Raw genomic sequence first — 21,410 nt, 5'->3', positions numbered from 1 at the left:
TCATGAAATTGAACCTGACCCCACTTTTTGCAGCGCTGCTGCTGGCCGGCTGCGCGTCGGTCGGCACGGTCGACCCGTCCCAGCTGCCGCAGGCGCCCGCCGCCTACAAGGCCCAGGTTGCGAACGACGCACCTGCGCTGACCGCCAGCTGGTGGCAGCCCTTTGCCGACCCGGTGCTGGACGACCTCGTCGGCCGTGCGATGGCGGCCAACACCAGCGTGCAAGCCGCGGCCAACCGCCTGGCGCAGGCGCGTGCGGCACTGGGCAGCACCGAGGCGGCGCGTCTGCCGCAGCTCGGCGTCGCCGCCGGTGCCGGCCGCGCTGCCGACCCCGGCGCGCGAGGCGTCACGCAATACAACGCCGGCCTGAACCTGGCCTATGAACTGGACCTGGGCGGCCGCCTGCTGCACGAACGCAATGCCAGCGCGCTGGACGTGCTCGCCCGCGAACAGCTGCTGGCCGATGCCCGCCTGCTGGTGCAGGCCAATGTCGCCCGCGGCTACCTGGCGCTGCGTGCGCTGGATGCCGAGCGCGAGATCGTCAGGGGCACCGTTGCGGCCTATGGCGAGACGCTGTCGTTGACCGAGAAACGCGCCCGCGCTGGCGACGTCGCCGACCTGGACCTGGCTCGCGTGCGCGCCGAGCTGGCCGCCAACGAGGCCGAGGCGCTGGCCCTGGACCGCCGCCGCCTGGAGCTGGAAACGGCGCTGGCCGTGCTGCTGGGCGAACCGGCCTCCAACTTCAGACTCACGCCCACCGCGTGGGCCACTGCCCTGCCCACGGTGCCCGCCGGCCTGCCCAGCGAGCTGCTGCAACGCCGCCCCGACCTGGCTGCCGCACGCAGCCAGCTTCAGGCCGCCCGGGCCCGCGTCGGCGTCGCCCAGGCCGCGTGGTGGCCGAGCCTGGCGCTGACGGCCCAGGGCGGTGGTGTGTCCAGCGAGCTATCCAACCTGCTCAAGAGCGGCGCCAGCACCTGGGGCGTCGGCCTGCTCGCCGCACTGCCCATCTTCGACGGTGGCCGCCGCGAGGCTGGTGTGAACGCGGCCAAGGCGCAGCTCGACGGCTCGGCGATCGCCTTCCGTGAGCAGTTCCTGCTGGCGCTGAAGGACGTCGAAGACCAGCTCGGTGCTTTGACGCTGCTGCAGCAGCAGGGCGAGGCCAATGCGCGCGCGGTCAACGCGGCCGGCCAGGCGCTGAAGCTGTCGGACACGCGCTACCGCAACGGCCTGGTCAGCCAGCTGGAACTGCTGGACGCACGCCGCAGCGAGCTCGCCAACAAGCGTGCCGCGCTGCAGGTGCGCTCGGCCCAGTACCAGGCGACGGTCGGGCTGATCCGCGCTTTGGGTGGCGGCTGGAGCGAGGCGCCGGTCAAGATGGCCGACGCTTCAACACCGCGATATTGACCATGGCGCGCGTGACGAAGCCCAGGCTTTCGTAGAGCGCAATCGCGGCGGTGTTGGCCGTCCAGGCGTGCAGGAAGGCCTGCTCGCCGCGACGCTGGATGTCGGCCGTCACCGCGGCCGACAGCCGGCGCGCCAGGCCACGGCCGCGGAAATCGGGGTGGGTGCAGACGCCACTGACTTCGACATAGCCAGGAAAGCGCATGCGCTCGCCAGCCATCGCCGCCAGCCGCCCGTCGATGCGGATGCCGATGAAGCGGCCCATGGTGTGGGTTCGCGGCAGGAAGGGTCCGGGTTCCGTCAACGTGGCCAGGGCCAGCATCTCGGCGGCATCGGCATCGCCGAGGACTTGCAAATCTTCGCCTGGCGCCAAGGCTTGCGTCGCCACCATTTGCACACCCAGCGCTTCCTTCACCGCGATCAGGCCCGGTGGCACGACGATAGGCGGCACCTGTGCGAGAAAAACGGCGTCATCGCCGGGCTGCACGAGGGCGGCGAGCGCGCACAGGTTGTCGGCGCCTTCGTCTGGCGTCGCGGCAAAGCGGTTGATGTCGGCCTTGAAGCGCCGCGCTCGCCCGTCGCCGACGCCCCAATGAAGCTGGTGCTGCAGGCTCGCCCAGACGGGGCGGTCGAGTTCGCTCATGATGGCACCCGCTGCAGCAGCGGTGCTTCGATCAGCGCGTCTTCCAGCGCCCCGAGCTGGGCCAGCAGATCGCCTTCCAAACCCGCACAGGCCTGAGCGACGGCCGCCTCGATGGCGGGCCAAGCTGCGCCCTGGGAGCCCTCCACCAGCGCCTGCCCCTTGCCGCTGAGGCCGATGCGACGCACGCGCCGGTCGGATTCGGAAGCCTCCGAGCTGACCAGGCCTTCGTCCTCCAGGCCCTTCAGCGATCTCGTGACTACCGGCTGGCTGACGCCCACGGCCTGGCTCAGCTCACCGACGCTCAACGGGCCCAGCCGGTCCAGCGCCGCCAGCAGCGGAAACCATGCGGCCGGCTGCTCGAAGCCATGAGCCACCAGCACGGCCTGGGTCTGCGCCTGCAACGTTTCGCCGATGCGCTTGAGGCGGGTGCCCAGGCTCAGGTGGCCCAGTTCCCTGACGACATCTTCGACCATGGCGCATCCCGCTCAACCGATATGCATATCATGCTATGCAACGAATCGAGCGCCGTCAATGGCGGGTGCGGGTGCGACCAACCGCACCCAGCCGGCGAAGGCCCTTAGGGCTCAGCCTTGCAGTTGGGCTTGCAGACCACCTCGTTGCGGCCGAGCAGTCGGATGGACTGCAAGCTGGCCGGCGCACGGTGCTTGCCGCATTTGAAGCAGGAGCGGGTGTGGCCGCTTCCAAGGAAGGGCGAACCGCCGATTTTCGACTGGTAACGCAAGCCATCCTGGCGGACCGCGGTGACGGTGTCTTTGCTCATTCTTCAGACAGGTCGGGACGAAGCGTGAATTGACGCACGCCGAAGATGACAGCGCCATCTCGCAAGCCCGCGGTTGCTGCCACCAAAGTGACCAAAGCGCGGGCTTTCCCTACCCCGATCCGCGGGGTGAGGCAACGAGGACAATGCCGCTCCGCTCCAGAAGACGACATGGCCAAGCTTTTTTTCCGCTACGCCGCAATGAATGCCGGCAAATCCACCGCACTGCTGCAGGTGGCGCACAACTACGAGGAGCGCGGCCACCGGGTACGCATCTTCACGGCCCGCCTGGACGACCGCTACGGGCACGGCTTCGTCACGTCGCGCCTCGGCCCCAAGCGTGAGGCCGAGCAGTTCGACGAAAACACCGATTTCCTGGCCCTGGTTGATGAAACGCCAGGCATCGCTTGTCTGCTCATCGACGAGGCGCAGTTCCTGTCCAAGCACCAGGTGCAGCAATTGCACGAGCTCGCACATCTGCGCAACCTGCCGGCCATCTGCTACGGCCTGCGCACGGATTTCCAGGGTGAGCTCTTCCCCGGTTCGGCCACGTTGCTGGCGCTGGCCGACGAGATGGACGAGATGAAGACCATCTGCGACTGCGGCCGCAAGGCGACGATGAACATGCGCGTGGACGCCAACAACCGCAAGGTCACCGAGGGCGCCCAGGTCGAGATCGGCGGCAATGCGCGCTATCGGTCCGTCTGCGGCCGATGCTTTCGCCAAGGCTGAATGCAAAAGCGCCGCCACGGCGGTCAAGGCCGTGGCGGCGCTGGGTCGTTCATGGCCCTCACACGGGGCGAGGGTTGGCAGCCCTATTTGGCCGCTATTTGCGCATCGAGTTCCTTGCAAGAAGGCGAGCAGACGGGCTGCGACTTGCCCAACAGCTTCTTGGACTTGAGCATGGCTCGGGGGCGGTGCTTGCCGCAAAGGAAGCAAGACATCGTTGCTGCGCCGAAAGACGAGGTTGCCGCGAACGGCGAACCGGGAGCTTTGGAGCGGTAGCGCAGACCATCCGCTTCGATGGTGGTCTTGGTGGTTTCTTTGGCCACGCTGGTCCTGTCGAAGAGTGTGTGAAAGAGGGGCGCCAGGCAGGCGCGCAGGCCCCGTATTTTCCACGATGTGGCGAAAGCCCCGGCCTAGGGCTTTCAACCCCCCTTGAATCGCGCTGGTCTTTTGCCCGCCCAGGCCGCCTGACCCTCGGCCAGATCGGCCGAATAGCGCGCCCTGACGATGTCGGCTGCCAGCTGTTTCCCGTCGAGCCGCCCGGCGGCGATCGCGTTCAGATGCTGCTTCATCGGCAACAGCGCCAGCGGCGCCATGCGCAGCAGTTCGTCGGTGAGCGCCTGCAGCGCGGCATCCAGCGTCGCGGCGTCGGGCAGCAATTGATCCAGATAGCCACAGCCAAGCAGGGCGCCGGCGTCCAGCGTGCGCCCCGCCAGCAGCACCTGCTTGGCCGTCGCGAGCCCAAGGCGGTTGACGAAGCGCTGCAGGCCGCCGGCATAGAAGTGCAGGCCGATGCGCGCCGCCGGCACGAACATCTCGACGGCCGGCGCGCCGAGGCGGAAATCGCAGGCCAGGGCCAGATCGGCCGCGCCACCATAAACACCGCCATGCAGGCGCGCAATCGTGATGGGCCGCGCCGCTTCCAGCGCATCGGCCAGTTCGCCGAAGCGCGCGCCCGCATCAATGGCGCCCAGGGCGCCGAGGTCGAAACCGCTGCAGAAATGCCTGCCTTCGCCGGTCAGGATCAGCACGCGCACGGCATCGTTCTCATTCACTGCCTCAATGAAGCCGCGGAGGGTGTCGAGGTCGTCCACAGCCAGGCGATTGGCTTGGCGCGGCCGGCGCAGCGTGATGCGCGCGACGCCATCGGTCACCTCCAACAACGGCGCCTGACCGCTCGTCATGGCTTGCGCCGGGCGACACGGCCCTGGGACTGGTAGCCCGCGTTCAGGCGTGCCAGGCTCGCGTTGCGCTCCGCTTCAGCCAAGTCGCGCAGGGCCCGGATTTGAGCGGGCCGCAGACCGGTGTCCTGATGCAGCACCAGTTCCGCCACCAGCCCCCAGTCCGCCTCCAGCTCGCCCAGCCACAACTTCGCCTCGTCGGGCAGTGCCTCCAGCAAGGACTCCAAGGCCTCGGCCCTCGTTGCCGCACCGACGAGAGCGGCCATCTCCGGCCAGCGTGCCAGCAGTGCCGGCCGCTTGTCCTGGGGCGGCCACAGGGCGCAGAGCCACTGCGCTGCATGGTTTACAACGTGCAGGCCATGCGCCGTCCGCGACACCTCGGTACTGGCATCGGCCACGTGCTGCGCCAACACCGTCCAGGCCTGCGGCTGCCACTCGGCAACCAGCCGTGGGCTGGGCTCGCTGCGCGAGGCAAGGGCCTGCATGTCCAGCACCGGCGCCTCGATGGCCGTGGGCAGAGCCAACACCTTGGGCATCTCGATCTCGTCGATGACCTGCTGGGGGTCCGGCTGGGGCGATGGCGGCGGAGCCCGGAAGTCCAGCACCGGCGCTTCGACGACGGCAGGGGGCGGCGGCACCTGGGTCAGCCTGATGTCGTCGAAAAGCGCCCGCGGATCCGGGGGCGCCGGCGGGGGCAGCGCGCGGAAATCCAGTTCCGGCGGTTCGACGGCAACCGGCGGCGTGTCGAGCGGCCCGGCGTCTTGCGCGACGGCGGGCGTGGGCGGCAGCGGCGCGGACGGCGGTTCGGGCATTTGCGCGACAGCGGGCTCCAGCGGTTCGTCGGGCGGCTCGACGGGTTCGATGAGCGGTTCGGGTACGAACTCGACCACCGGCGACTCCGGCTCCGGCTCTGGCTCCGACACCACCGCTTCGACGGCGGTAAGTGGCGGAATTTCGAGCAGCTCAACTTTCTTCACAAGGGCAGGCGCCGTGGGCAGCGATGCGCTCGACGACTCAAGCGCTTGCGCGGCAGCGGGCTGCAGCGGCTCGTCGATCAATTCGACGACTTCCATGATCGGCCCTGGCTGCGGGTAGACCGGCGACGGCTCAAGCTCCGGCATGACCGCTTCGGGCGCTTCGGGCGCTTCGGGCGCTTCGACGGCAGAGGGTGCCGGATTCCCGAGCGGATCAGCACCCTCGGCGAGCACCGGCTCTGGCGGCAGCGGCGCGATCGACGACTCAGGCGCCTGCGCAACGATGGGCTGCGGCTCGTTGATCGACTCGACGATTTCGACGAACGGCGTTGGCTCCGGCGCAAACGCTTCGGGCGCTTCCGGCACTTCGACATCTGCCATGAGCGCGTCGCCGGGTGCCGGCCCGGCAGGCACTTCGGCGTTTTGAACCGGTCGTGTCAGATCGACCGGCACCGCGGCGGCGTCCGCGTCCGGCGGCGCCACTTCGACCGCTTCGCCCTCATGCATGCCCGCGGTTGCGGGCGGAGGCTCCGCCAAGGCTCCACCGTCCTCAACGGTCTGAGGCGGCTCGAACCGGAGATCAAGCCATGCTGCTTCGGCGGTGAGAGGCGGCGCTTCAGGCGAGTCGACAGCGTCGGGCTCGGTGGGCGCCGACGCCTCTTCAAGGACCTGTGCTTCGGCCGTGAAGAGAGGCCACGACGCCTCGGGCGGCGGCTCCACATCGGCTGCCTCGGGTGGCGGCGCGGGCGGCACCTCGCTCACAGGCGGCGCCACGGACTCGGCCTCGGCGAGCGGTGGCGCGGGCGTGGCTTCCCGAACCAGCCGCGCGACGACGACGCGCGGCGCCGGCGCCTCCGGCAACTCGATGTCTTCGACGTCCAGCATCTCGTAGCCGCGCGCCTTCAATCGCGCCTTCTTGGCCTCGTCGGGCCCGCTGCGGCCGGCGCGCACCAGTGACTTGAGCTCCAGGTCCAAGGGCGCCGGCGCGGGCGGGCGCCAGCCGTCCAGCAGATGCGTGGGATCGAAGGCAACGGTTTCAGCCCTGACGAGAGGGAGTCGCGGCGCCCTACCTTGCCCATCGCCGTCGCTCCGTGGCAACGCGCCGAGCGTCAGATCCTGCAGCGAGATGGGGGCAGGAGCGGGCGGGCGCCAGCCGTCCAGCGCGTGTGTAGGGTCGAAGGCGTCCGGCTCGGCCATGGCATTTACAAGCCAGACATTGTGACGACGTAAGCTCGCGAACTCACTGTCACACAAACGTCATGTTGCACACTCGCCGCCGCCTGCTGAGCCTGGCCCTCGCCACCGCCCTGTCCGCCTGCACGACGATGGCACCGCCTGCCTCGGTGCCGCAAAAGCCAAGGCTGCTCGTTCTGGTCGTCATCGACGGGCTGCCCATGAGGCAGGTGACGGGCTACCGAGATCAACTCGCGCCCGACGGCTTCGCCCGCTTTCTTGACCACGGACGCTGGTTCTCGCAGGCCCACTACGGCCATGGCCACACGGTCACGGCGGCCGGACACTCGGTGATGCTCTCCGGTGCTTATCCGCAGCGCAGCGGCATCATCAGCAACGAATGGCGCAATCCAGCAACCGGCGAGCCGGTCTACAACACCGGCGACCCGGACTACCAATACATCGACAACCCCACCGCGCCGCTGTCAGGCACCAGTCCGCGCAATCTGAAGGTCGAAACCCTGGGCGATGTGCTGCGCACGCGCACGCCGGCGTCCAAGGTCATCGGCATCTCGGGCAAGGACCGCGGCGCCATCCTGCCCGCGGGCCACAAGGGCACGGCCTATATGTACATGACGGAGACGGGCCGTTTCGCCTCCAGCACTTACTACATGCAGGCCCATCCGCTATGGGTGACGGACTTCAACGCCACCAAGCCGGCGGATGCCTTCTTCAAGAAGACCTGGGCCCCGTTGCTGCCGGAGGCCGCCTACGCCCGCTCGGTGCCGGACGGCCAGTCCTGGCAGATCGCCAGCGGCAACGGCAACAAGCTGCCGACCGTCATTGGCGACAAGATGGACGGCCCTGGCCCGCGCTTTTATGGCGGCCTGCTGGCCTCGCCCTTTGGCGATGAGCTGACGCTGGCCTTCGCGCGCGCGGCGGTCACGAACGAGAAGCTCGGCCAGCGCGGCGTGCAGGACATCCTGTCCGTCAGCCTGTCCAGCCACGACTACATCAACCACGCCTTCGGCCCCGAATCGCGGCTGTCGCACGACCACACGCTGCATCTGGACCGCCATCTGCAGGCTTTCTTCCAGTTTCTCGACAAGGAAGTGGGCGCCGGCAACTACGTGCTCGCACTGACGGCCGACCACGGTTTCACCGACACGCCGGAATGGGCAGCCACCCAGGGTCGCGACGCCGGCCGCTTCAACAGCGCCCCATCGCTGGCTGTCGTCAATACGGCCCTGTCGGCACGCTTTGGTGTCGACAGGCTGGCGCGCGACTTCTCCGCCTCCGGCTTGCTGCTGAACGAGAAGCTGGCAGCCGACAAGGGCCTGAAGTTTGCTGACGTCCAGGCCGCTGCCCGCGAGGAACTGCTGCAGTTGCCCGGCGTGGCCGCGGTCTTCACCCGCGAGCAGCTGCTGGGTGACGACCGCACCACGCCCTACCTGGAAGCCATGCGCAAATCCTTCGATCCAACGCGCGCCGCGCAGTTGCAGATCGTGCTGAAGCGCAACTGGATCTTCAGCTACCGGCCTGGTGGCAGCACGCACGGCAGCCCTTACGACTACGACACCCATGTGCCCCTGCTGTTCTGGGGCCCGGGCTATGTCGGCCAGGGCGAGGTGAAAGAACGCGTCGAAATTGCCGATCTGGCGCCCACGCTGGCCGCCATCGCCGGCTTGCCCGCGCCGGCCCAGGCTCAAGGCCGGGACCTGAAGCTCAAGCCCTGACGATCAGTGCCGCTGCCGATTCGCCCCAGATGGCCTCGGTGAGCGTCAATGCCCCGAGGCGCTCGCCCAGCGCCGCGGCCTGGGCTGGCCCAGTGGACGGCAGCATGACGAGCAGCCGCCCGTCGTCCAGGCGCATGCAGCCATCCTCGCCACGGGTGCGCGCCAGCAGCTCGGCCGGATCGGCCTCGGGTGCCAACGTCGCCACGGACAAGGGCCAGGCGCGCGGGTCGGCCAGCAGAGCCTGCAGCAGTTCGCGGCCAGCCTGAGCCGACAGCAACTGACCCGTCAAAGGCCGCGGCCCCGCCAGCGCACTGATGTCCACGCCTGTCAGCGCCAGGCCGCCTTCTGGCGTGCGCTGCTCGACCCACCACAGGCGCCGGCCATCGCGCCAGGCCTGCTCATAGCCCCGCTGCACCATGCGGCCGCGGCGCTCCGGCACGTCGACCGGGCCGACGCCGGCCCGCTGGGCGGCCTCGACCATCTCGAGCCAGCCAGGCGATGAATCCGCAGCCAGCCCCCAGGCCTGGCGGTAGGACGCATTGGCTTGGCGCAGGCATTCGCCCGCATCAAACAGGGCCAGCAGCAGCGGGCCATCGGCCAGCGTTTGCCACCAGAGTTCGTCTTCATTCACGGCCCGATTCTGGGCCGTCAATGGTCAGCGGCGGTGGATCTCGCCGGAGCCGCTGACGCTTTGGCGCAACTGCGGCCGCCCGGCATAGCTCAGGTCGCCGGAACCGCTCAGTTGGACGTCCAGCTGTTCCATCACCCCGACGGATACATCGCCCGAGCCATTGATGTTGACTCGGGCTGCGCGGCCGGCGAGGGCGCGCGCGTCGACATCGCCCGAACCGCTGACCGTCCAGCTCTGCTGGTCCGCCCGGCCGGCCAGGCGCACATCGCCCGAGCCGCTGATGCTGACGCTCAGGTCCTTCAGCTCGACGAGACCGAAATGCACGTCCCCCGAGCCGATCACGTTCAGGTTGAGGCTGTCGGCCTTGAAGCGCTCCACGGCCAGATCGCCCGAGCCATTGATGGCGATGGACTGCAGGGCCCGGGCGTCGACACGCACGAGCGGCGCGGCGCGCGTCGTGAAGCCGGCGTCGCGCTTCATGCGCACCACCAGGGCGTCGCCCTCAACGACCGTCTCCACCAGCGGCTCGATGTTGTCGTCGGCAACCACCGTGGCCTGGTCGCTGCCGGCCTGGGTCAGCGTGACGTCGAAGGGGCCATCGATGCGCAGCTTGCTGAAGCTGCCGAGGGCACGCGCCTTCTCGACTTTGACGCCCGAGCCCTTGATGCGGTTCTTGCCGCTGCCGTAGTCGATGGGGCCGCTGAAATGGGCCGTCCAGCCGTCGGACTCCTTCTTGATGCGCAGATGCCAGTCGTTTTCGCCGGCACAGGCTATGCCACAAAGGGCGGCGAACAGGATCGGCAGGACGAGTCGTTTCATTGGAGGGCTCCCGGTTCAGGCGGATAAAGGCAGTCTGTCCGACACGCCGATGCGGCGCCCGCGTTGGGCGACGGACTGCATTTCCGCGGGCATGGGCCGTAGGATGAGGCGATCTGCAGGAGAGTCGGCATGAAGATGGATGGCCAGCGCGAAAGCGAGAACGTCGAGGACGTGCGGGGCAGCAGGGGCGGCGGCGGCCTGCCGATCGGTGGCAGAGGCATCGGGCTGGGTGGCATCGTCGTCGCGCTGCTGGCCTCCTGGGCCTTTGGCATCAACCCGCTCACGGTGCTGGGATTGCTGGACGGTGGCGGCGGTGCACCGGCGGTGCAGTCCAGTGCGCCCGCCGAGCACCCGAAAGACCCCGGCGCCGTATTTGTCAGCCGGGTGCTGGCCGATACCGAAGACGTCTGGGGCGCGTACTTTCAACGCTCGGGCCAGCAATACCCTGCTCCCAAGCTCGTCATCTTCCGCGACCGCTGGCCCACGGGATGCGGTGCCGGCGAGGCCGCCATGGGACCGTTCTACTGTCCTGCCGACCGCAAGGTCTATATCGACCTGGGCTTCTACGACACCCTGCGCCAGCGCCTGGGCGCGCCGGGCGACTTCGCCCAGGCCTATGTCATCGCCCACGAGGTGGGCCACCATCTGCAGAACCTGATGGGCACAACCGAGAAGCTGGACAGCGCCCGCGGCCGCGTCTCCGAGCGCGAAGCAAACGCCATGAGCGTCAGGCTGGAACTGCAGGCGGACTGCTTTGCCGGCGTCTGGGCGAATTTGTCGCAACGCAGCAAAGGCTGGCTGGAGCAAGGCGACGTCGAGGAGGCGCTGAACGCGGCCTCCCAGATCGGCGACGACACCCTGCAAAAGCGCTCCCGGGGCTCCGTCGTGCCCGAAAGCTTCACCCACGGCAGCAGCGCCCAGCGTGTTCGCTGGTTCAAGCGCGGCCTGGAAGCAGGCGATCTGAAGGCATGTGACACGTTTTCGTCAGCCGCCCTTTAAGTCCCTGATTCAGGCCCACCCAATCAAGGGGGCGCCAGATGACCCTCAAAAGGCTTTGTGTGAAACACTTCCGTCCAAACCGCCGAGCCCCCTATTAGCATCGGCCCGCTCTGATATTCAGAGCGAGTTGTGCCCTAGTCTGGTGCAACCCAAAAACGGACCCACGAGGCACACTGTCATGAGCGAACGCCAAATCAACGACCCGCAGTCGACACCCAAAGTGCCGGCCTCCGTCGATGCGTCCGCCAGTCGGCCGGCCGCGACCCGGATGAACGCGTCTCGTCGACGGTTCGCCCAAGCGGGCGCGGCCACGCCGGTCGTGCTGGGCAGCCTGTTGAGCAAACCGGCGCTGGCGAGCCAGGCCTACAACTGCACCGTGTCGGGCCAGATGTCCGGCAATGCATCGCCGCGGCCTGGCAAGGTGGATTGCAAGCTCCTTGGCAAATCGCCCGGCTACTGGAAGAACGCAGCTACCTGGCCGGCCGGCACACTGAAGGGCAATCTGCCCGCGGCAAGCTGCAGCTTCGGCGGCAACAAGGGCACCGTCTTCGGCGGCTTCATCAGCGGTGGCCAGACGCTGATGGACGCCTTCCGCTACAAGGCCGAGTCCTCGGCCTGCAATGTCTATGGCCTTCGCGATTCGGCATTCGGGTTGTGCACGAGCAAGGCCACCCTGCTGCAGGTGCTGAATGCGCCCGGCGGCTTGAACGACACGATGATCTATGCGCTGGGCCGCGCCACCGTGGCGACCATCCTGAACGCGCTGAGCGTCGGCACCGATTACCCGATCACAGTCGCCCAGGCCATCAAGATGTTCAACGCCGTCTGCCCTGCGGGGGGCAAGTACCAGGTCAATACGACAGTCTCCTGGGACGCCAATCAGGTCATGGCTTACTTCCAGAGCCTGTACTCCTGAGCGGCCGGCACCGCCGGTGTGACACTTCGGGCGTCCGTAGCGACGCCCGAAGTCTTTTTGCAGCCACTCCGTGACCACCACCGATCCAGTGCCAACGCCTCGATGGGCGCTCACTTACGGAGCCGATCTGTCGATCCGGGTCTGGGGTGACGATTGCCTCGTGCATCACGCGCTGTCCAACGACACCCATCGCCTCGCCGCCTGGCTGGTGCCCGCCCTGCGACGCCTCGCCGAGCAGCCGCCCGCGGGGTTCGATGAACTCGCTGCACTGATGGATGCCGATTCGGAAATGACCGCCGATGTGCTGCAACAGCTCGAACAGCTGTTGTTGGTCCAGCGATGCTGACGCTGGGCATGCTGGCGCCGGCAGAGCTTGGGCAACGGCTGCACGACGGCTTGACGCTCAGGACCGGCCCCTTCTCCTACCGCATCCACAGCAGTTGCCCGCCCGTGGCGGCGGGCCTGGCAACGCTGTACGCGGATTTCGAGCTGGAACCGGAGGGCGGCATTGCCGACTTCCACGTGCATGTGCAGCCGGTCACCGGGCTACGCCGCTGGCTTGGCGCGCAGGTGGAATTCCGGCTGGATCAGCACAGCCCCTTTTTGCCGCTGCCGGCCAACCACGCCTTTGCACTGCTGGAATGGGGCATGAACTGGTGTCTGGCCAGCCAAGCGAATCACTATCTGCTCTTCCATGCGGCGGTACTCGAGAAAGACGGCCAATGCCTCGTCATGCCCGGTGACCCCGGCGCCGGCAAAAGCACGCTGACGGCTGCGCTGATGCTGTCGGGCTGGCGGCTGCTCTCTGACGAGATGGCCATGGTCGACCGCGACGACGGGCAGGTCGCGCCGCTGGCCCGTCCGGTCAGCTTGAAGAATCAGTCCATCGACATCATCCGCGGCTTCTCCCCGCAGGCCGTCTTGGGTGAGCCCGCCCGCGACACGCACAAGGGCACGGTTTCCCATTTGCGCGCGTCGGTCGCCAGCATGACCGGTCAGCAGCAACAGGCGCGCCCGACGCAGCTGATCTTTCCCCGTTGGCGCGCCGGCGCGTCGACGCAGCTGACGCCGGTGCCCAAGGCCCAGGCCTTCGAGCGGCTGGCCGGCCATGCGTTCAACTACAGCATGCTGGGCCGGGTGGGTTTCGAGCTGACGGCAGCGTTGATCGATTCGTGCAGGTGCTGGGATTTCTGCTACTGCGACCTGGCGGAAGGGCTGGCCACGCTTGGCGGGCTGAAGTCATGACGCCGGCATGGGAATCGCTGCTGCGCTCGCTGCGCGAGCCGGCTTTCATGGCTTTCCATGGCGAAGCGACCTGGGACCTGCTGCTGAGACAGGCCGTGTCGGCCGGCTTGCTGGCCCGGCTGGGCGCGCTGGCCCGGGAGGCGGGCGTCGAGCCCTCACTGCCCTTGCCCGTGCGGCGCCAGATGCGCGCGCTGCTGGCCGTTTCCCAGGAACAGCGGCGCGCCGTGCGCTGGGAGCTGGTGCTGCTGTCCCGCGATCTGGCGAGCCTTCCCGGCCCTGTGATGCTGCTCAAGGGCGCTGCCTATGTCGCTGGCGACCTACCCCCGGCGCCGGGCCGGCTGTTCTCGGACATCGACATCCTGGTGCCGCGCGAGCAGCTCGATGAAGCGGAGGCGGCGTTGATGCTCGGGGGCTGGGCCAGTGCTGCGGGAACCGCCTACGATGAACGCTACTACCGGCAATGGATGCACGAGCTGCCGCCGCTGATGCACCTGCGCCGCCAGACCAACCTGGACCTGCACCACAACATCCTGCCATTGACGGCGCGCATCAAAACCCACAGCGCACCGCTTCTGGCGGCCGCCCAGCCGGTCACCGAATTCCCGCGTTTCAGCCTGCCGTCGGCACCGGACCAGATCCTGCACAGCGCGACGCACCTGATGCATGAGGGCGAATGGGGGCACGGCCTGCGCGACCTCAGCGATCTCGACAGCCTGCTGCGCCGCCATGCCACCGAGCCGAGCTTCTGGAACACCTTGCTGGCCCGCGCTGCGGCCTTGTCGCTGGGTCGGCCGCTGTTCTATGCCCTTTGCCTGTGCCGACGCTATCTGCACACGCCCGTCCCGGACGATGTGCTGGAACGCTGCCCTGCCCGCCCGGGCCCTGTGCTGCGCTGGCTGATGCAGGGCTTGCTGAGGCGGGCCCTGACCAGCGCCCACCGCGGCTCGATGGCCCCGGGCACGCGCGTTGCCGAGTTTGCGCTATTCGTTCGCAGCCATTACCTTCGCATGCCAATGCACCTGCTCGTGCCTCATCTCGTCGTCAAAGCGGTCAGCCGCCCTCCTGCCAGGCCGTCCCGGCGCGACGACATCGACCCGCTGGAGCAGCGTTGAGAAGGAGGCCCTGATGGAAAAACCCAAGCCCTTTTCGATGATCCGCGAGTTCCATCTCGCCGATTGGTTCACCCTCGGCAATGCCTGCGCCGGCATGGGCGCCCTGTTCGCCGTGATGAGCTTCCTGCAGACCGGCGAGCGCCATCATCTGCAATACGCCTGCGCGCTGATTCCGCTGGCGCTGGCTTTCGACGTGCTGGACGGCCGTATTGCGCGCTGGCGCCAGAAGAGCTCTGCGCTCGGCCGCGAGCTGGATTCCCTGGCCGACGTGATCTCCTTCGGCGTCGCACCCGCAGCGATCGCCTACGGCTGTGGCATGCAGGGGCTGTATGACCGCGTCGTGTTGGTGTTCTTCGTTGCCTGCGGCGTCAGCCGGCTGGCGCGCTACAACGTGACGGCGGAAAAGCTCAGCGCAGGCTCGGACAAGGTGGCGTATTTCGAGGGCACGCCGATCCCGACGTCCATGCTGCTTGTGGCTGTGCTGTGGGTGGCCACGGCTCAGGGGGCCATCGGTGACGCGCTATGGGGTGGCGTCTGGTGGCTGGCGGGCTTCAAGTTGCACCCGCTGGTGCTGATGTTCGCGTTGTCCGGCTCGTTGATGGTGAGCCGGATCCGGATTCCGAAACTTTAAGCCGTTCGGCGCGACAACCAGCTCAGCGGCGATTCCTGAACCGCGACGGACGATTGGGATTCGAGGAAATCACTGGGCGGCTGGCTGCGATATTCGCTGACGCCAACGCCGTCCAGGCAGGCGTCCAGGCCGAAGGCCGTGCCGAGGTCGGCGGGATCCGGCTCGCTGCGCGCAGCGACGTTTCGGCGGAAGAAGCGCAGCGCTGGAACGAATCGCATGGCAGACCTCATTGGCTTGACGGGCCAACAACAACATCAGCACCGCGAAGCCAGTGTGCGGGATTCATGTGACAAACGAACCCCTCATCTGTGAGTAAATATTGCCTGGCCAGGCATTACCGCACAGGCGCAACCCCTGTTTTTCCCAGTAGCGATGGGGCCTGTGGGCCGATGCCCCCGATCCAAGGGGAGCGTTGCGCTTTTGCAATTCTTTTCTGCGTCTCCCTAGAGCTCAGGATAGGTTCGCAGGCTTCGGCGCTTAAGCTGCCACCCTTCCGAGCCCCCCCGGCTGACTGCATGAGTTCAGAACTGTTGAAATGGGTCGCCAGCGGCCTGATTGCTGCCGTGCTCGCGAGCACGCTATGGATGGCCCACGTCATCCATCCCGAGCAGGGCGGCGCCAGCTTGATGCTCGCCCAGGTCGCAGTACCGGCAGCCGCCGCTGCCTCGGCACCGGTGATTGCCACACCTTGATCAGCCCAGGGCCAGCCTGGCGCCATCCGCCAGGGCCTGGCCGATCTGGTCCAGCAGGGCGCCCCGTCCCTGCAATTGCCATTGGTGCCAGTACAGCGCCACGTCGATACCGACCTCCGGCTTGAGCACAACCAGTTGACCCGCCTCGACGAGGGGCCGAACCTGGATCTCGGGCGCCACGCCCACGCCCCAACCCATGGCGGCGGCGCGCACATAGGCCTCGCTGGACGGCACGAAGCGTTCGCGCAGTCTCGGTGCGCGCACGCCAAAGGCCTGTGACACCCATTGCACCTGCGTGTCGTCCTTGCGGTTGAAGACGAGGAACGGGGTGTCGGCGAAGTTGCCGGCGTGCAAGCCCTGAATCGGATCACCCTGCAACTGGCCTGCCAGGAAACCCGGGCTGGCCACCGCCACATAGCGCATGACGCCCAGGGCCTGCACCCGGCAGCCCTGCAGCGCCTCGGCCACCGTGGACATGCAGCCGAGCACCGCGCCCTGGCGCAGGCTGTCGTGGGTGAAGTCCTGGTCGTCGACGACGAGCTCCAGCCCATACCCTTCACGCAGGCCCCGTTGCACAAGCGCGTCCAAGGCTGGCGGCACCCAGGTCGCCAGGCTGTCGGCGTTGACGGCGATGGCCAGGCGCGATTGCGGCGCGACGCGCTCGCCCAGTTCTCGTGCCACATCCACGCGCAGCGCCTGCAACTGGCGAGCAAAGCGCAGCAGCACCTTGCCGGCCTCCGTCAGCCGCAGCGGCCGCGAGCGCACCACCAGCGGCTGGCCGACCTGAGCCTCCAGCGAACGCAAGCGTTGCGACACGGCGCTCTGCGTGATCGACAGGCGCTGCGCAGCACGCTCGAAACCCTGCTCGTCGGCGAGGGCAGCCAAGCAGTCCAGCGCAGCGTGATCGAAGTCGTTCATAAGCACTTCTAATATATGGCTAAGAATATGAATGACACTTCTTGAATTGCCGGCTGGTGCAGAAAATCCGCCGATGCCCGCCTCCGACCTGGCCTCTGCAACCGCGCCTGCCGTGTTCGCCCAAGGCTGGGCGATGGGCGCCGGCCTCATCCTGGCCATCGGTGCACAGAACGCACTGGTGCTGCGCCAAGGCCTGAAGCGAGAACATGTCGGCGCCGTCGTCGCGGTCTGCACGCTGTCGGACTGGCTGCTGATTGCGCTGGGCGTCTTTGGTCTTGGCGCGCTGGTCCAGGGTCAGCCGCTGCTGCTGGAAGTGTTTCGCTTCGGCGGCGCCGCCTTCCTGCTCATTTACGCGCTGCTCGCCGCCCGGCGCGCCTGGCGCCCCGCCGCCGGGCTGGATGCCGCAACGGCCGCGTCCAGCTTGGGCGCCACCTTGTCGGCCGCTTTCGCCTTCACATACCTGAACCCCCACGTCTACCTGGACACCGTCGTCCTGCTCGGCGGCCTGGGCGCACGCCAGCCGGCCGAGCTGCGCGCGGCCTTCGCGGCGGGAGCCGGGCTGGCGTCGGCGATGTGGTTCGGCCTGCTCGGTTTCGGCGCAGCAGCGGCGGCGCCGCGGTTGCGCAGCGCCCACACCTGGCGGGTCATCGACGCTCTTGTCGCTGTGCTGATGGCCGCCCTGGGTTTACAACTCCTCCTGCAACCCCTCTAAAAACTCAAAAAGGACAACCATGAAGATCGTCGTTCTCGGCGCCGGCATCATCGGCATCGCCACCGCCTGGTACCTGCTCGACGAGGGGCATGAGGTCATCGTCGTCGATCGCCAGGCGGACGCCGCGCTGGAGACCAGCTTCGCCAACGGCGCCCAGATCTCGGTCAGCTTCTGCGAACCCTGGGCCAATGCCGGCGCGCCCTTCAAGGTGGCTAAATGGCTGCTGCGTGACGACTCACCGCTGCTGTTCCGCCCGCGCCTGGACCCCAACCAGTGGCGTTGGGGCCTGGCCTTCCTGCTGCAATGCACGAACGCCGCCTTCGAGCGCAATGTCGAAGAACTGGTGCAACTGGGCCGCTACTCGCACGCCTCGTTGAAGGAACTGGTCGCGCGCACCGGCATCGAATACGACCGGCTGGAACGCGGCATCCTGCATTTCTTCTCCAGCCAGGCCGACTTCGACAATGGCGCCGCCGGTGCAGAGATCATGCGCCGCCATGGCGTGGACCGCCGCGTGCTGGGCCGCGAGGAGGTGCTGAAGGTCGAGCCGGCGCTGGCGGCCTTCGGCAACCGCATCTTCGGCGGCACCTTCACACCCAGCGACGAAAGCGGCGACGCCAAGGTCTTCACGCAAAAGCTCGCCCGGCTGTGCGCCGAACGCGGCGCGCAATTCCTTTATGAGCACGACGTCCTCGGCTTGCAGCGCGCCGGCGACGGCATCGAGTCCGTTCAGGTCGCCCACACCCGCAATGGCGAGCGCAAGACGCTGAAGGCCGATGCCTTCGTCGCCGCCATGGGCTCATACACGCCGGCCCTGGTTCAGCCCCTCGGCGAGCACCTCAACATCTATCCCGCCAAGGGCTACTCGGCCACGCTGCGGCTGAAGAAGCCCGAGGCCGCCAGCGTCGTCAGCCTGCTGGACGACACCCGCAAGATCGCCATCTCGCGCCTGGGCGACCACATCCGCATCGCCGGCACGGCCGAGCTGTCGGGCTTCGACCTCAACCTCGATTCACCGACGGCCCGCGTGCGCTGTGCCGCCCTGGTCAAGCGCTACGAGGAACTCTTCCCCGGCGTGGCCGACACCAGCGAGCCCAACTACTGGACCGGCCTGCGTCCCAGCACGCCGACCAACATCCCCTACATCGGCCGTAGCAGGAAAGCGCGCAATCTGTGGATCAACGCCGGCCACGGCACCCTGGGCTGGACCCACGGCGCCGGCTCGGGCCATGCGATGGCCGAGTTGATCGCTGGCCGAAAGCCGGACATGGCTTTCGGTTTCTACGGCTCGGTCTGATCAGAGCGTCTTCAGCAGCGCCTCGACCTGCGCCTGCTGCGGGAACTTCGCTCCCAGCTTGGCCAAGCCCTCCAGCTCGGCCTTGGCGGCCGGCTTGTCGCCGGATTGGATCAGGATTTGTGCGAGATTGAGCCGATAGGCCGGCTGGTCGGGCTGGTCGCTGATGAGCTGGCGCTGCGCACTGACCGCCTTGCTGAAGTCCTTTTCGTTGGCCAGCACGGTGGCATAGGTGTCTCGCAAGGCTGCGTAGTCCGGGTTGAGTTTGAGGCCACGCTCGGCCAGTTCGCGCGCACCGGGCTTGCCGGTCTTGCTGCGCAGCCAGGCGACGTTGTTGATGATGGGCAGCGCGTCAGGGTTGCGCTTGAGCAAGGCTTCATAGCGGGCGAGCGCCGGGTCGAGTTCGCCGCGGGCCAGCAGGATGTCGGCCGTGGCTGCCGGGAAGCTTTGGTCCTGCGGGTGGGCAGCCGTCCACTGGGTCTCGAAGGCCAGCGCCTCGTCACGCTTCTTGGCCGCCATCAACACGGAAAACAGACGCGGTGCAGCATCGGCCGGCTCGCGCAGGGCGACGGCCTTGCGCAGGGCCGCGATGGCGACGTCGTAGCGCTGGCGATTGCTCTCGATCTCGGCCTCGGCCATCAGCGCAAAGGCCTCTTGCGGATTCTTCTTCTGGCGCTCACGCAGAGCGGTCAGCGCCTCGTCGACTCGGCCCTGGCGGGCGGCGAGCTGGATCAGCAGGCGCTGGGCCGGCACGGAGGCCGGTTCGGCTTCCAGCGCGCGCTTGACTTCGCGCTCGGCGCCCGCGTCGTCCTTCTCCATGAAACGCAGCTGGGCCAGGCCCAGCCAGCCTTGGGCGCGCGTGGGCGCCATCACCGTCAGGCGCGTGTAGGTCTTGGCAGCCTGGGCCTTGTCGCTGGACGCCAGCTGGGTGCGTGCCAGGCGCTCCAGCAGATCGGCGTTGAGCGGCAGGGCGGCCGCAGCCTCCTGCGCCGCCTGGGCGGCCTTGGCAACGTCGCCATTGCGCAGGTAGTGGTCGATCAACGACACGCGCAGCGCGGCCTCGGTCGGCTCCTCGCGCACCCCGGCGGCGAGTACCTCGGTGACGCGATCGACCGGCGCACGCGTCTGAGCCAGCAGGTCGGCCAAAGCCAGGCGGGCCTGCGGCGAATGCTGCTGGGTCGTGACGAAGCTCTCCAGGCGCTTGACTGCGGCCTCGCTGCGGTTGGCCTGCATGTCCAGCGTGACCAGGCCCAGCACGGCGGGCAGATAACCGGCGTCGGCCTTCAACGAAGCTTCAAAGGACGCTTGCGCCGCCGCCGTGTCCTTGCGCGCGAGGTGGATGCGCCCACGCAGGCCGTCCGGCACCGGGCTGCCCTTCATCTTCGGCGCCAGCCTGTCCAGGGCTGCCAGGGCCGCAGGCAGGTCATTGCGCCGCAACAGCGCATTGATGAGCATCAGGTCGTAACTGCTGCCGCTGTCCTTGGCGGCAATGTCGCGCAGTTGGTTCATGGCCGCGTCGGCCTTGGCCCGGCTGGCGCCGCCCGGCGCCGCGCTGTCGCGAATGATGGCCGACAGTGCCAGGGCCGCGGTGGTCTTGGCATCGTCAGGGCGCAGCTTGGCAGCGGCACCGAAGGCCTGGTCGGCGGCCTCGAAATTGCCCTGCATCAGCTGGGCCTTGCCGGCCATCAGCAGGGAGTCGGCGTCGGCGCGGCCGCTTTCGAGCATCGGGCGCAGCGTCTCCAGCGTCTTGGCGGGCGAGCGCCGCTGTAGTTGCAGGCCGGCGAACTGGCGGCGCAGCGCCAGGTCTTCAGGCGCGAGCTTGAGGGCCTGGTTGAGCAGATTCTCCGCATCGGCAATCTCGCCCAGCTGCTGATGGGCCCCCGAAGCCAGGCGCAACAGCGGCAGGTAGTTGGGCATCACCTTGAGCAGGGGAACGGCCAGCTCTTTCGCCTTGGCTGCATCGCCCTTGGCCAGCGCGAGCTGGCCCTGCATGAAACGACCCTGCGGCTTCTTGGCGACGTCAGGCGGCATCTCATCGACGAGCTTGGTCGCCACGTCGAGCTGCTGGCGCCCGAAGGCCAGGCGCAGCAGCAGCGAACGCGCGTCGTAGGACTTCGGGTCCAGCACCAGCACTTCGCGCAGCAGCGGCTCCGCCTCATCCATCTTGCCGCGCGCCAGCAGCACCTCGGCCTTGAGCAGCAGCGCTTTGCCCGCCTTGGGATTCTTCAGGATCAGCTGATCCAGCGCCACGAGGGCCTCGTCGGGGAAGCCGGCAGCCAACTTGGTGCGGGCGCTGACGATGATGGCGTCCTCGGACTCGGGCTGCAGCTGCAGGGCTCGCCCGGCCGCCGCCTTCGCTTCGGTCACATTGCCCTGCGCCAGGAAGGCCATGGCCAGGTATTGCTGCAACGTCGACTGGGCCACGGGGTCAGCCAGGGTCTGGTCGGAGAATTCGCCGATCAACTTGCGCGACTGGCCGGACAACAGCAGCGTTTGCGCCAGCAGCGGCGCCAGTTCGTCGCGCGGCGCACCCAGCTCCCAGGCCCGCCGCAACTCGATCTCGGCGCCGGCCACGTCACCGGCATCCAGCAGCGCCTTGCCCAGCAGATGCCGGGCCTTGGCGTTCTCGGGGTTCTGCTGCAGCAGATTCTTCAGCTCGATGACGGCCCCGCCGACGTCCTTCTGCTCCATGCGCTTTTGCGCGGCGGCGAGCAGGTCCTGCTCGGAACGTTGGCCGCAGGCCGCCAGTGCGGCAGCCAGCAGGAGAGGAGCGAAATGGCGCGTCTTCATCGAATCTCCGCAAATCAGGCGCGCGATTGTGTTCCTAGAA

22 protein-coding genes are annotated in these 21,410 nt (G+C 67.9%); 12 read left to right on the top strand and 10 right to left on the bottom strand.

Going from position 1 to position 21,410, the window contains the following annotated elements; all coding sequences use genetic code 11:
- The first annotated feature begins 2 nt into the window (after positions 1-2).
- Positions 3-1,403 (top strand): efflux transporter outer membrane subunit, encoded by a 1,401-nt coding sequence (locus tag ASC95_RS11650; RefSeq protein WP_057298351.1) that lies wholly within the window; start codon positions 3-5, stop codon positions 1,401-1,403.
- Here the strand turns inward: ASC95_RS11650 and ASC95_RS11645 are convergent.
- Together ASC95_RS11645 and ASC95_RS11640 are read right to left on the bottom strand one after the other, a co-directional pair.
- The gene (locus ASC95_RS11645; RefSeq protein ID WP_082567718.1) at positions 1,369-2,043 is read right to left on the bottom strand and encodes a GNAT family N-acetyltransferase; all 675 of its coding nucleotides are present in this window, start codon (positions 2,041-2,043) and stop codon (positions 1,369-1,371) included. The genes ASC95_RS11650 and ASC95_RS11645 overlap by 35 nt on opposite strands.
- Positions 2,040-2,516 carry a MarR family winged helix-turn-helix transcriptional regulator gene (locus ASC95_RS11640; RefSeq protein ID WP_057297859.1) on the bottom strand — a complete coding sequence of 159 codons (477 nt, stop codon included), beginning with the start codon at positions 2,514-2,516 and terminating at the stop codon, positions 2,040-2,042. Before ASC95_RS11640 ends, ASC95_RS11645 begins: the two co-directional genes overlap by 4 nt.
- Before the next feature lie 476 nt (positions 2,517-2,992).
- On the opposite strand from ASC95_RS11640, the gene ASC95_RS11630 reads away from it, so the two are divergent.
- Entirely contained in the window at positions 2,993-3,553 is a 561-nt protein-coding gene (locus tag ASC95_RS11630) for a thymidine kinase (protein WP_057297858.1), read from the top strand.
- An 83-nt stretch (positions 3,554-3,636) separates the two neighbouring features.
- Here ASC95_RS11630 and ASC95_RS29925 read toward each other — a convergent pair whose 3' ends face one another.
- From ASC95_RS29925 to ASC95_RS11615, 3 genes are all read right to left on the bottom strand, one after another.
- Entirely contained in the window at positions 3,637-3,873 is a 237-nt protein-coding gene (locus ASC95_RS29925; RefSeq protein WP_056266878.1) for a hypothetical protein, read from the bottom strand.
- Positions 3,874-3,969: 96 nt separating this feature from the next.
- On the bottom strand, positions 3,970-4,731 hold the full coding sequence (locus tag ASC95_RS11620; protein WP_057297856.1) for an enoyl-CoA hydratase/isomerase family protein: 762 nt from the start codon (positions 4,729-4,731) through the stop codon (positions 3,970-3,972).
- Positions 4,728-6,899: a hypothetical protein gene (locus ASC95_RS11615; RefSeq protein ID WP_057297855.1), complete on the bottom strand. Its 2,172-nt coding sequence runs from the start codon at positions 6,897-6,899 to the stop codon at positions 4,728-4,730. Before ASC95_RS11615 ends, ASC95_RS11620 begins: the two co-directional genes overlap by 4 nt.
- A 62-nt stretch (positions 6,900-6,961) precedes the next feature.
- On the opposite strand from ASC95_RS11615, the gene ASC95_RS11610 reads away from it, so the two are divergent.
- Positions 6,962-8,611 (top strand): alkaline phosphatase family protein, encoded by a 1,650-nt coding sequence (locus ASC95_RS11610; protein ID WP_057297854.1) that lies wholly within the window; start codon positions 6,962-6,964, stop codon positions 8,609-8,611.
- Here the strand turns inward: ASC95_RS11610 and ASC95_RS11605 are convergent.
- Both ASC95_RS11605 and ASC95_RS11600 read right to left on the bottom strand, forming a co-directional pair.
- Positions 8,601-9,242: a hypothetical protein gene (locus tag ASC95_RS11605; RefSeq protein WP_057297853.1), complete on the bottom strand. Its 642-nt coding sequence runs from the start codon at positions 9,240-9,242 to the stop codon at positions 8,601-8,603. The genes ASC95_RS11610 and ASC95_RS11605 overlap by 11 nt on opposite strands.
- Before the next feature lie 24 nt (positions 9,243-9,266).
- Entirely contained in the window at positions 9,267-10,061 is a 795-nt protein-coding gene (locus ASC95_RS11600) for a head GIN domain-containing protein (RefSeq protein WP_057297852.1), read from the bottom strand.
- 129 nt (positions 10,062-10,190) lie between these two features.
- Here ASC95_RS11600 and ASC95_RS11595 point away from each other — a divergent pair, with 129 nt between their 5' ends.
- The 6 genes from ASC95_RS11595 (at position 10,191) to pssA (ending at position 14,964) form a co-directional block, all read left to right on the top strand.
- Positions 10,191-11,060 carry a neutral zinc metallopeptidase gene (locus tag ASC95_RS11595; protein WP_057297851.1) on the top strand — a complete coding sequence of 290 codons (870 nt, stop codon included), beginning with the start codon at positions 10,191-10,193 and terminating at the stop codon, positions 11,058-11,060.
- A gap of 178 nt (positions 11,061-11,238) precedes the next feature.
- The gene (locus ASC95_RS11590) at positions 11,239-11,976 is read left to right on the top strand and encodes a hypothetical protein (protein WP_057297850.1); all 738 of its coding nucleotides are present in this window, start codon (positions 11,239-11,241) and stop codon (positions 11,974-11,976) included.
- Between the two features lie 70 nt (positions 11,977-12,046).
- Positions 12,047-12,322, top strand: a complete 276-nt coding sequence (locus ASC95_RS11585; protein ID WP_157256191.1) for a hypothetical protein — start codon at positions 12,047-12,049, stop codon at positions 12,320-12,322.
- Entirely contained in the window at positions 12,316-13,221 is a 906-nt protein-coding gene (locus tag ASC95_RS11580; RefSeq protein WP_200960127.1) for an HprK-related kinase A, read from the top strand. Before ASC95_RS11585 ends, ASC95_RS11580 begins: the two co-directional genes overlap by 7 nt.
- Entirely contained in the window at positions 13,218-14,333 is a 1,116-nt protein-coding gene (locus ASC95_RS11575) for a nucleotidyltransferase family protein (RefSeq protein WP_200960126.1), read from the top strand. The genes ASC95_RS11580 and ASC95_RS11575 overlap by 4 nt, the downstream gene beginning before the upstream one ends.
- Positions 14,334-14,346: 13 nt before the next feature.
- Complete coding sequence (gene pssA / locus ASC95_RS11570) at positions 14,347-14,964, top strand: CDP-diacylglycerol--serine O-phosphatidyltransferase (protein ID WP_057297848.1); 618 nt, start codon at positions 14,347-14,349, stop codon at positions 14,962-14,964.
- Here pssA and ASC95_RS11565 read toward each other — a convergent pair.
- On the bottom strand, positions 14,961-15,182 hold the full coding sequence (locus ASC95_RS11565; protein ID WP_057297847.1) for a hypothetical protein: 222 nt from the start codon (positions 15,180-15,182) through the stop codon (positions 14,961-14,963). The genes pssA and ASC95_RS11565 overlap by 4 nt on opposite strands.
- A 297-nt stretch (positions 15,183-15,479) precedes the next feature.
- Here ASC95_RS11565 and ASC95_RS30595 point away from each other — a divergent pair, with 297 nt between their 5' ends.
- Complete coding sequence (locus tag ASC95_RS30595; RefSeq protein ID WP_157256188.1) at positions 15,480-15,656, top strand: hypothetical protein; 177 nt, start codon at positions 15,480-15,482, stop codon at positions 15,654-15,656.
- Here the strand turns inward: ASC95_RS30595 and ASC95_RS11560 are convergent, their stop codons facing one another.
- The gene (locus ASC95_RS11560; RefSeq protein WP_057297846.1) at positions 15,657-16,574 is read right to left on the bottom strand and encodes a LysR family transcriptional regulator ArgP; all 918 of its coding nucleotides are present in this window, start codon (positions 16,572-16,574) and stop codon (positions 15,657-15,659) included.
- A 73-nt stretch (positions 16,575-16,647) separates the two neighbouring features.
- Between ASC95_RS11560 and ASC95_RS11555 the strand changes: the two genes are divergently transcribed.
- Positions 16,648-17,286 (top strand): LysE/ArgO family amino acid transporter, encoded by a 639-nt coding sequence (locus tag ASC95_RS11555; RefSeq protein ID WP_057297845.1) that lies wholly within the window; start codon positions 16,648-16,650, stop codon positions 17,284-17,286.
- A 19-nt stretch (positions 17,287-17,305) separates the two neighbouring features.
- Positions 17,306-18,583 (top strand): D-amino acid dehydrogenase, encoded by a 1,278-nt coding sequence (locus ASC95_RS11550; protein WP_057297844.1) that lies wholly within the window; start codon positions 17,306-17,308, stop codon positions 18,581-18,583.
- On the opposite strand, the gene prsT is transcribed toward ASC95_RS11550, so the two are convergent.
- Complete coding sequence (gene prsT, locus ASC95_RS11545) at positions 18,584-21,370, bottom strand: XrtA/PEP-CTERM system TPR-repeat protein PrsT (RefSeq protein ID WP_057297843.1); 2,787 nt, start codon at positions 21,368-21,370, stop codon at positions 18,584-18,586. It lies immediately after the preceding gene.
- Positions 21,371-21,410 lie beyond the last annotated feature (40 nt).

Source organism: Pelomonas sp. Root1217 (assembly GCF_001425705.1).
Taxonomy (GTDB): domain Bacteria; phylum Pseudomonadota; class Gammaproteobacteria; order Burkholderiales; family Burkholderiaceae_C; genus Pelomonas.
This window is presented reverse-complemented; position numbering and strand designations above follow the sequence as displayed.

Coding starts and splice junctions, on each gene's coding strand:
- ASC95_RS11650 (WP_057298351.1), top strand. CDS start 3: ATGAAATTGAACCTGACCCCACTTTTTGCAGCGCTGCTGCTGGCCGGC.
- ASC95_RS11645 (WP_082567718.1), bottom strand. CDS start 2,043: ATGAGCGAACTCGACCGCCCCGTCTGGGCGAGCCTGCAGCACCAGCTT.
- ASC95_RS11640 (WP_057297859.1), bottom strand. CDS start 2,516: ATGGTCGAAGATGTCGTCAGGGAACTGGGCCACCTGAGCCTGGGCACC.
- ASC95_RS11630 (WP_057297858.1), top strand. CDS start 2,993: ATGGCCAAGCTTTTTTTCCGCTACGCCGCAATGAATGCCGGCAAATCC.
- ASC95_RS11620 (WP_057297856.1), bottom strand. CDS start 4,731: ATGACGAGCGGTCAGGCGCCGTTGTTGGAGGTGACCGATGGCGTCGCG.
- ASC95_RS11615 (WP_057297855.1), bottom strand. CDS start 6,899: ATGGCCGAGCCGGACGCCTTCGACCCTACACACGCGCTGGACGGCTGG.
- ASC95_RS11610 (WP_057297854.1), top strand. CDS start 6,962: ATGTTGCACACTCGCCGCCGCCTGCTGAGCCTGGCCCTCGCCACCGCC.
- ASC95_RS11600 (WP_057297852.1), bottom strand. CDS start 10,061: ATGAAACGACTCGTCCTGCCGATCCTGTTCGCCGCCCTTTGTGGCATA.
- ASC95_RS11595 (WP_057297851.1), top strand. CDS start 10,191: ATGAAGATGGATGGCCAGCGCGAAAGCGAGAACGTCGAGGACGTGCGG.
- ASC95_RS11590 (WP_057297850.1), top strand. CDS start 11,239: ATGAGCGAACGCCAAATCAACGACCCGCAGTCGACACCCAAAGTGCCG.
- ASC95_RS11580 (WP_200960127.1), top strand. CDS start 12,316: ATGCTGACGCTGGGCATGCTGGCGCCGGCAGAGCTTGGGCAACGGCTG.
- ASC95_RS11575 (WP_200960126.1), top strand. CDS start 13,218: ATGACGCCGGCATGGGAATCGCTGCTGCGCTCGCTGCGCGAGCCGGCT.
- pssA (WP_057297848.1), top strand. CDS start 14,347: ATGGAAAAACCCAAGCCCTTTTCGATGATCCGCGAGTTCCATCTCGCC.
- ASC95_RS11565 (WP_057297847.1), bottom strand. CDS start 15,182: ATGCGATTCGTTCCAGCGCTGCGCTTCTTCCGCCGAAACGTCGCTGCG.
- ASC95_RS30595 (WP_157256188.1), top strand. CDS start 15,480: ATGAGTTCAGAACTGTTGAAATGGGTCGCCAGCGGCCTGATTGCTGCC.
- ASC95_RS11560 (WP_057297846.1), bottom strand. CDS start 16,574: ATGAACGACTTCGATCACGCTGCGCTGGACTGCTTGGCTGCCCTCGCC.
- ASC95_RS11555 (WP_057297845.1), top strand. CDS start 16,648: ATGCCCGCCTCCGACCTGGCCTCTGCAACCGCGCCTGCCGTGTTCGCC.
- ASC95_RS11550 (WP_057297844.1), top strand. CDS start 17,306: ATGAAGATCGTCGTTCTCGGCGCCGGCATCATCGGCATCGCCACCGCC.
- prsT (WP_057297843.1), bottom strand. CDS start 21,370: ATGAAGACGCGCCATTTCGCTCCTCTCCTGCTGGCTGCCGCACTGGCG.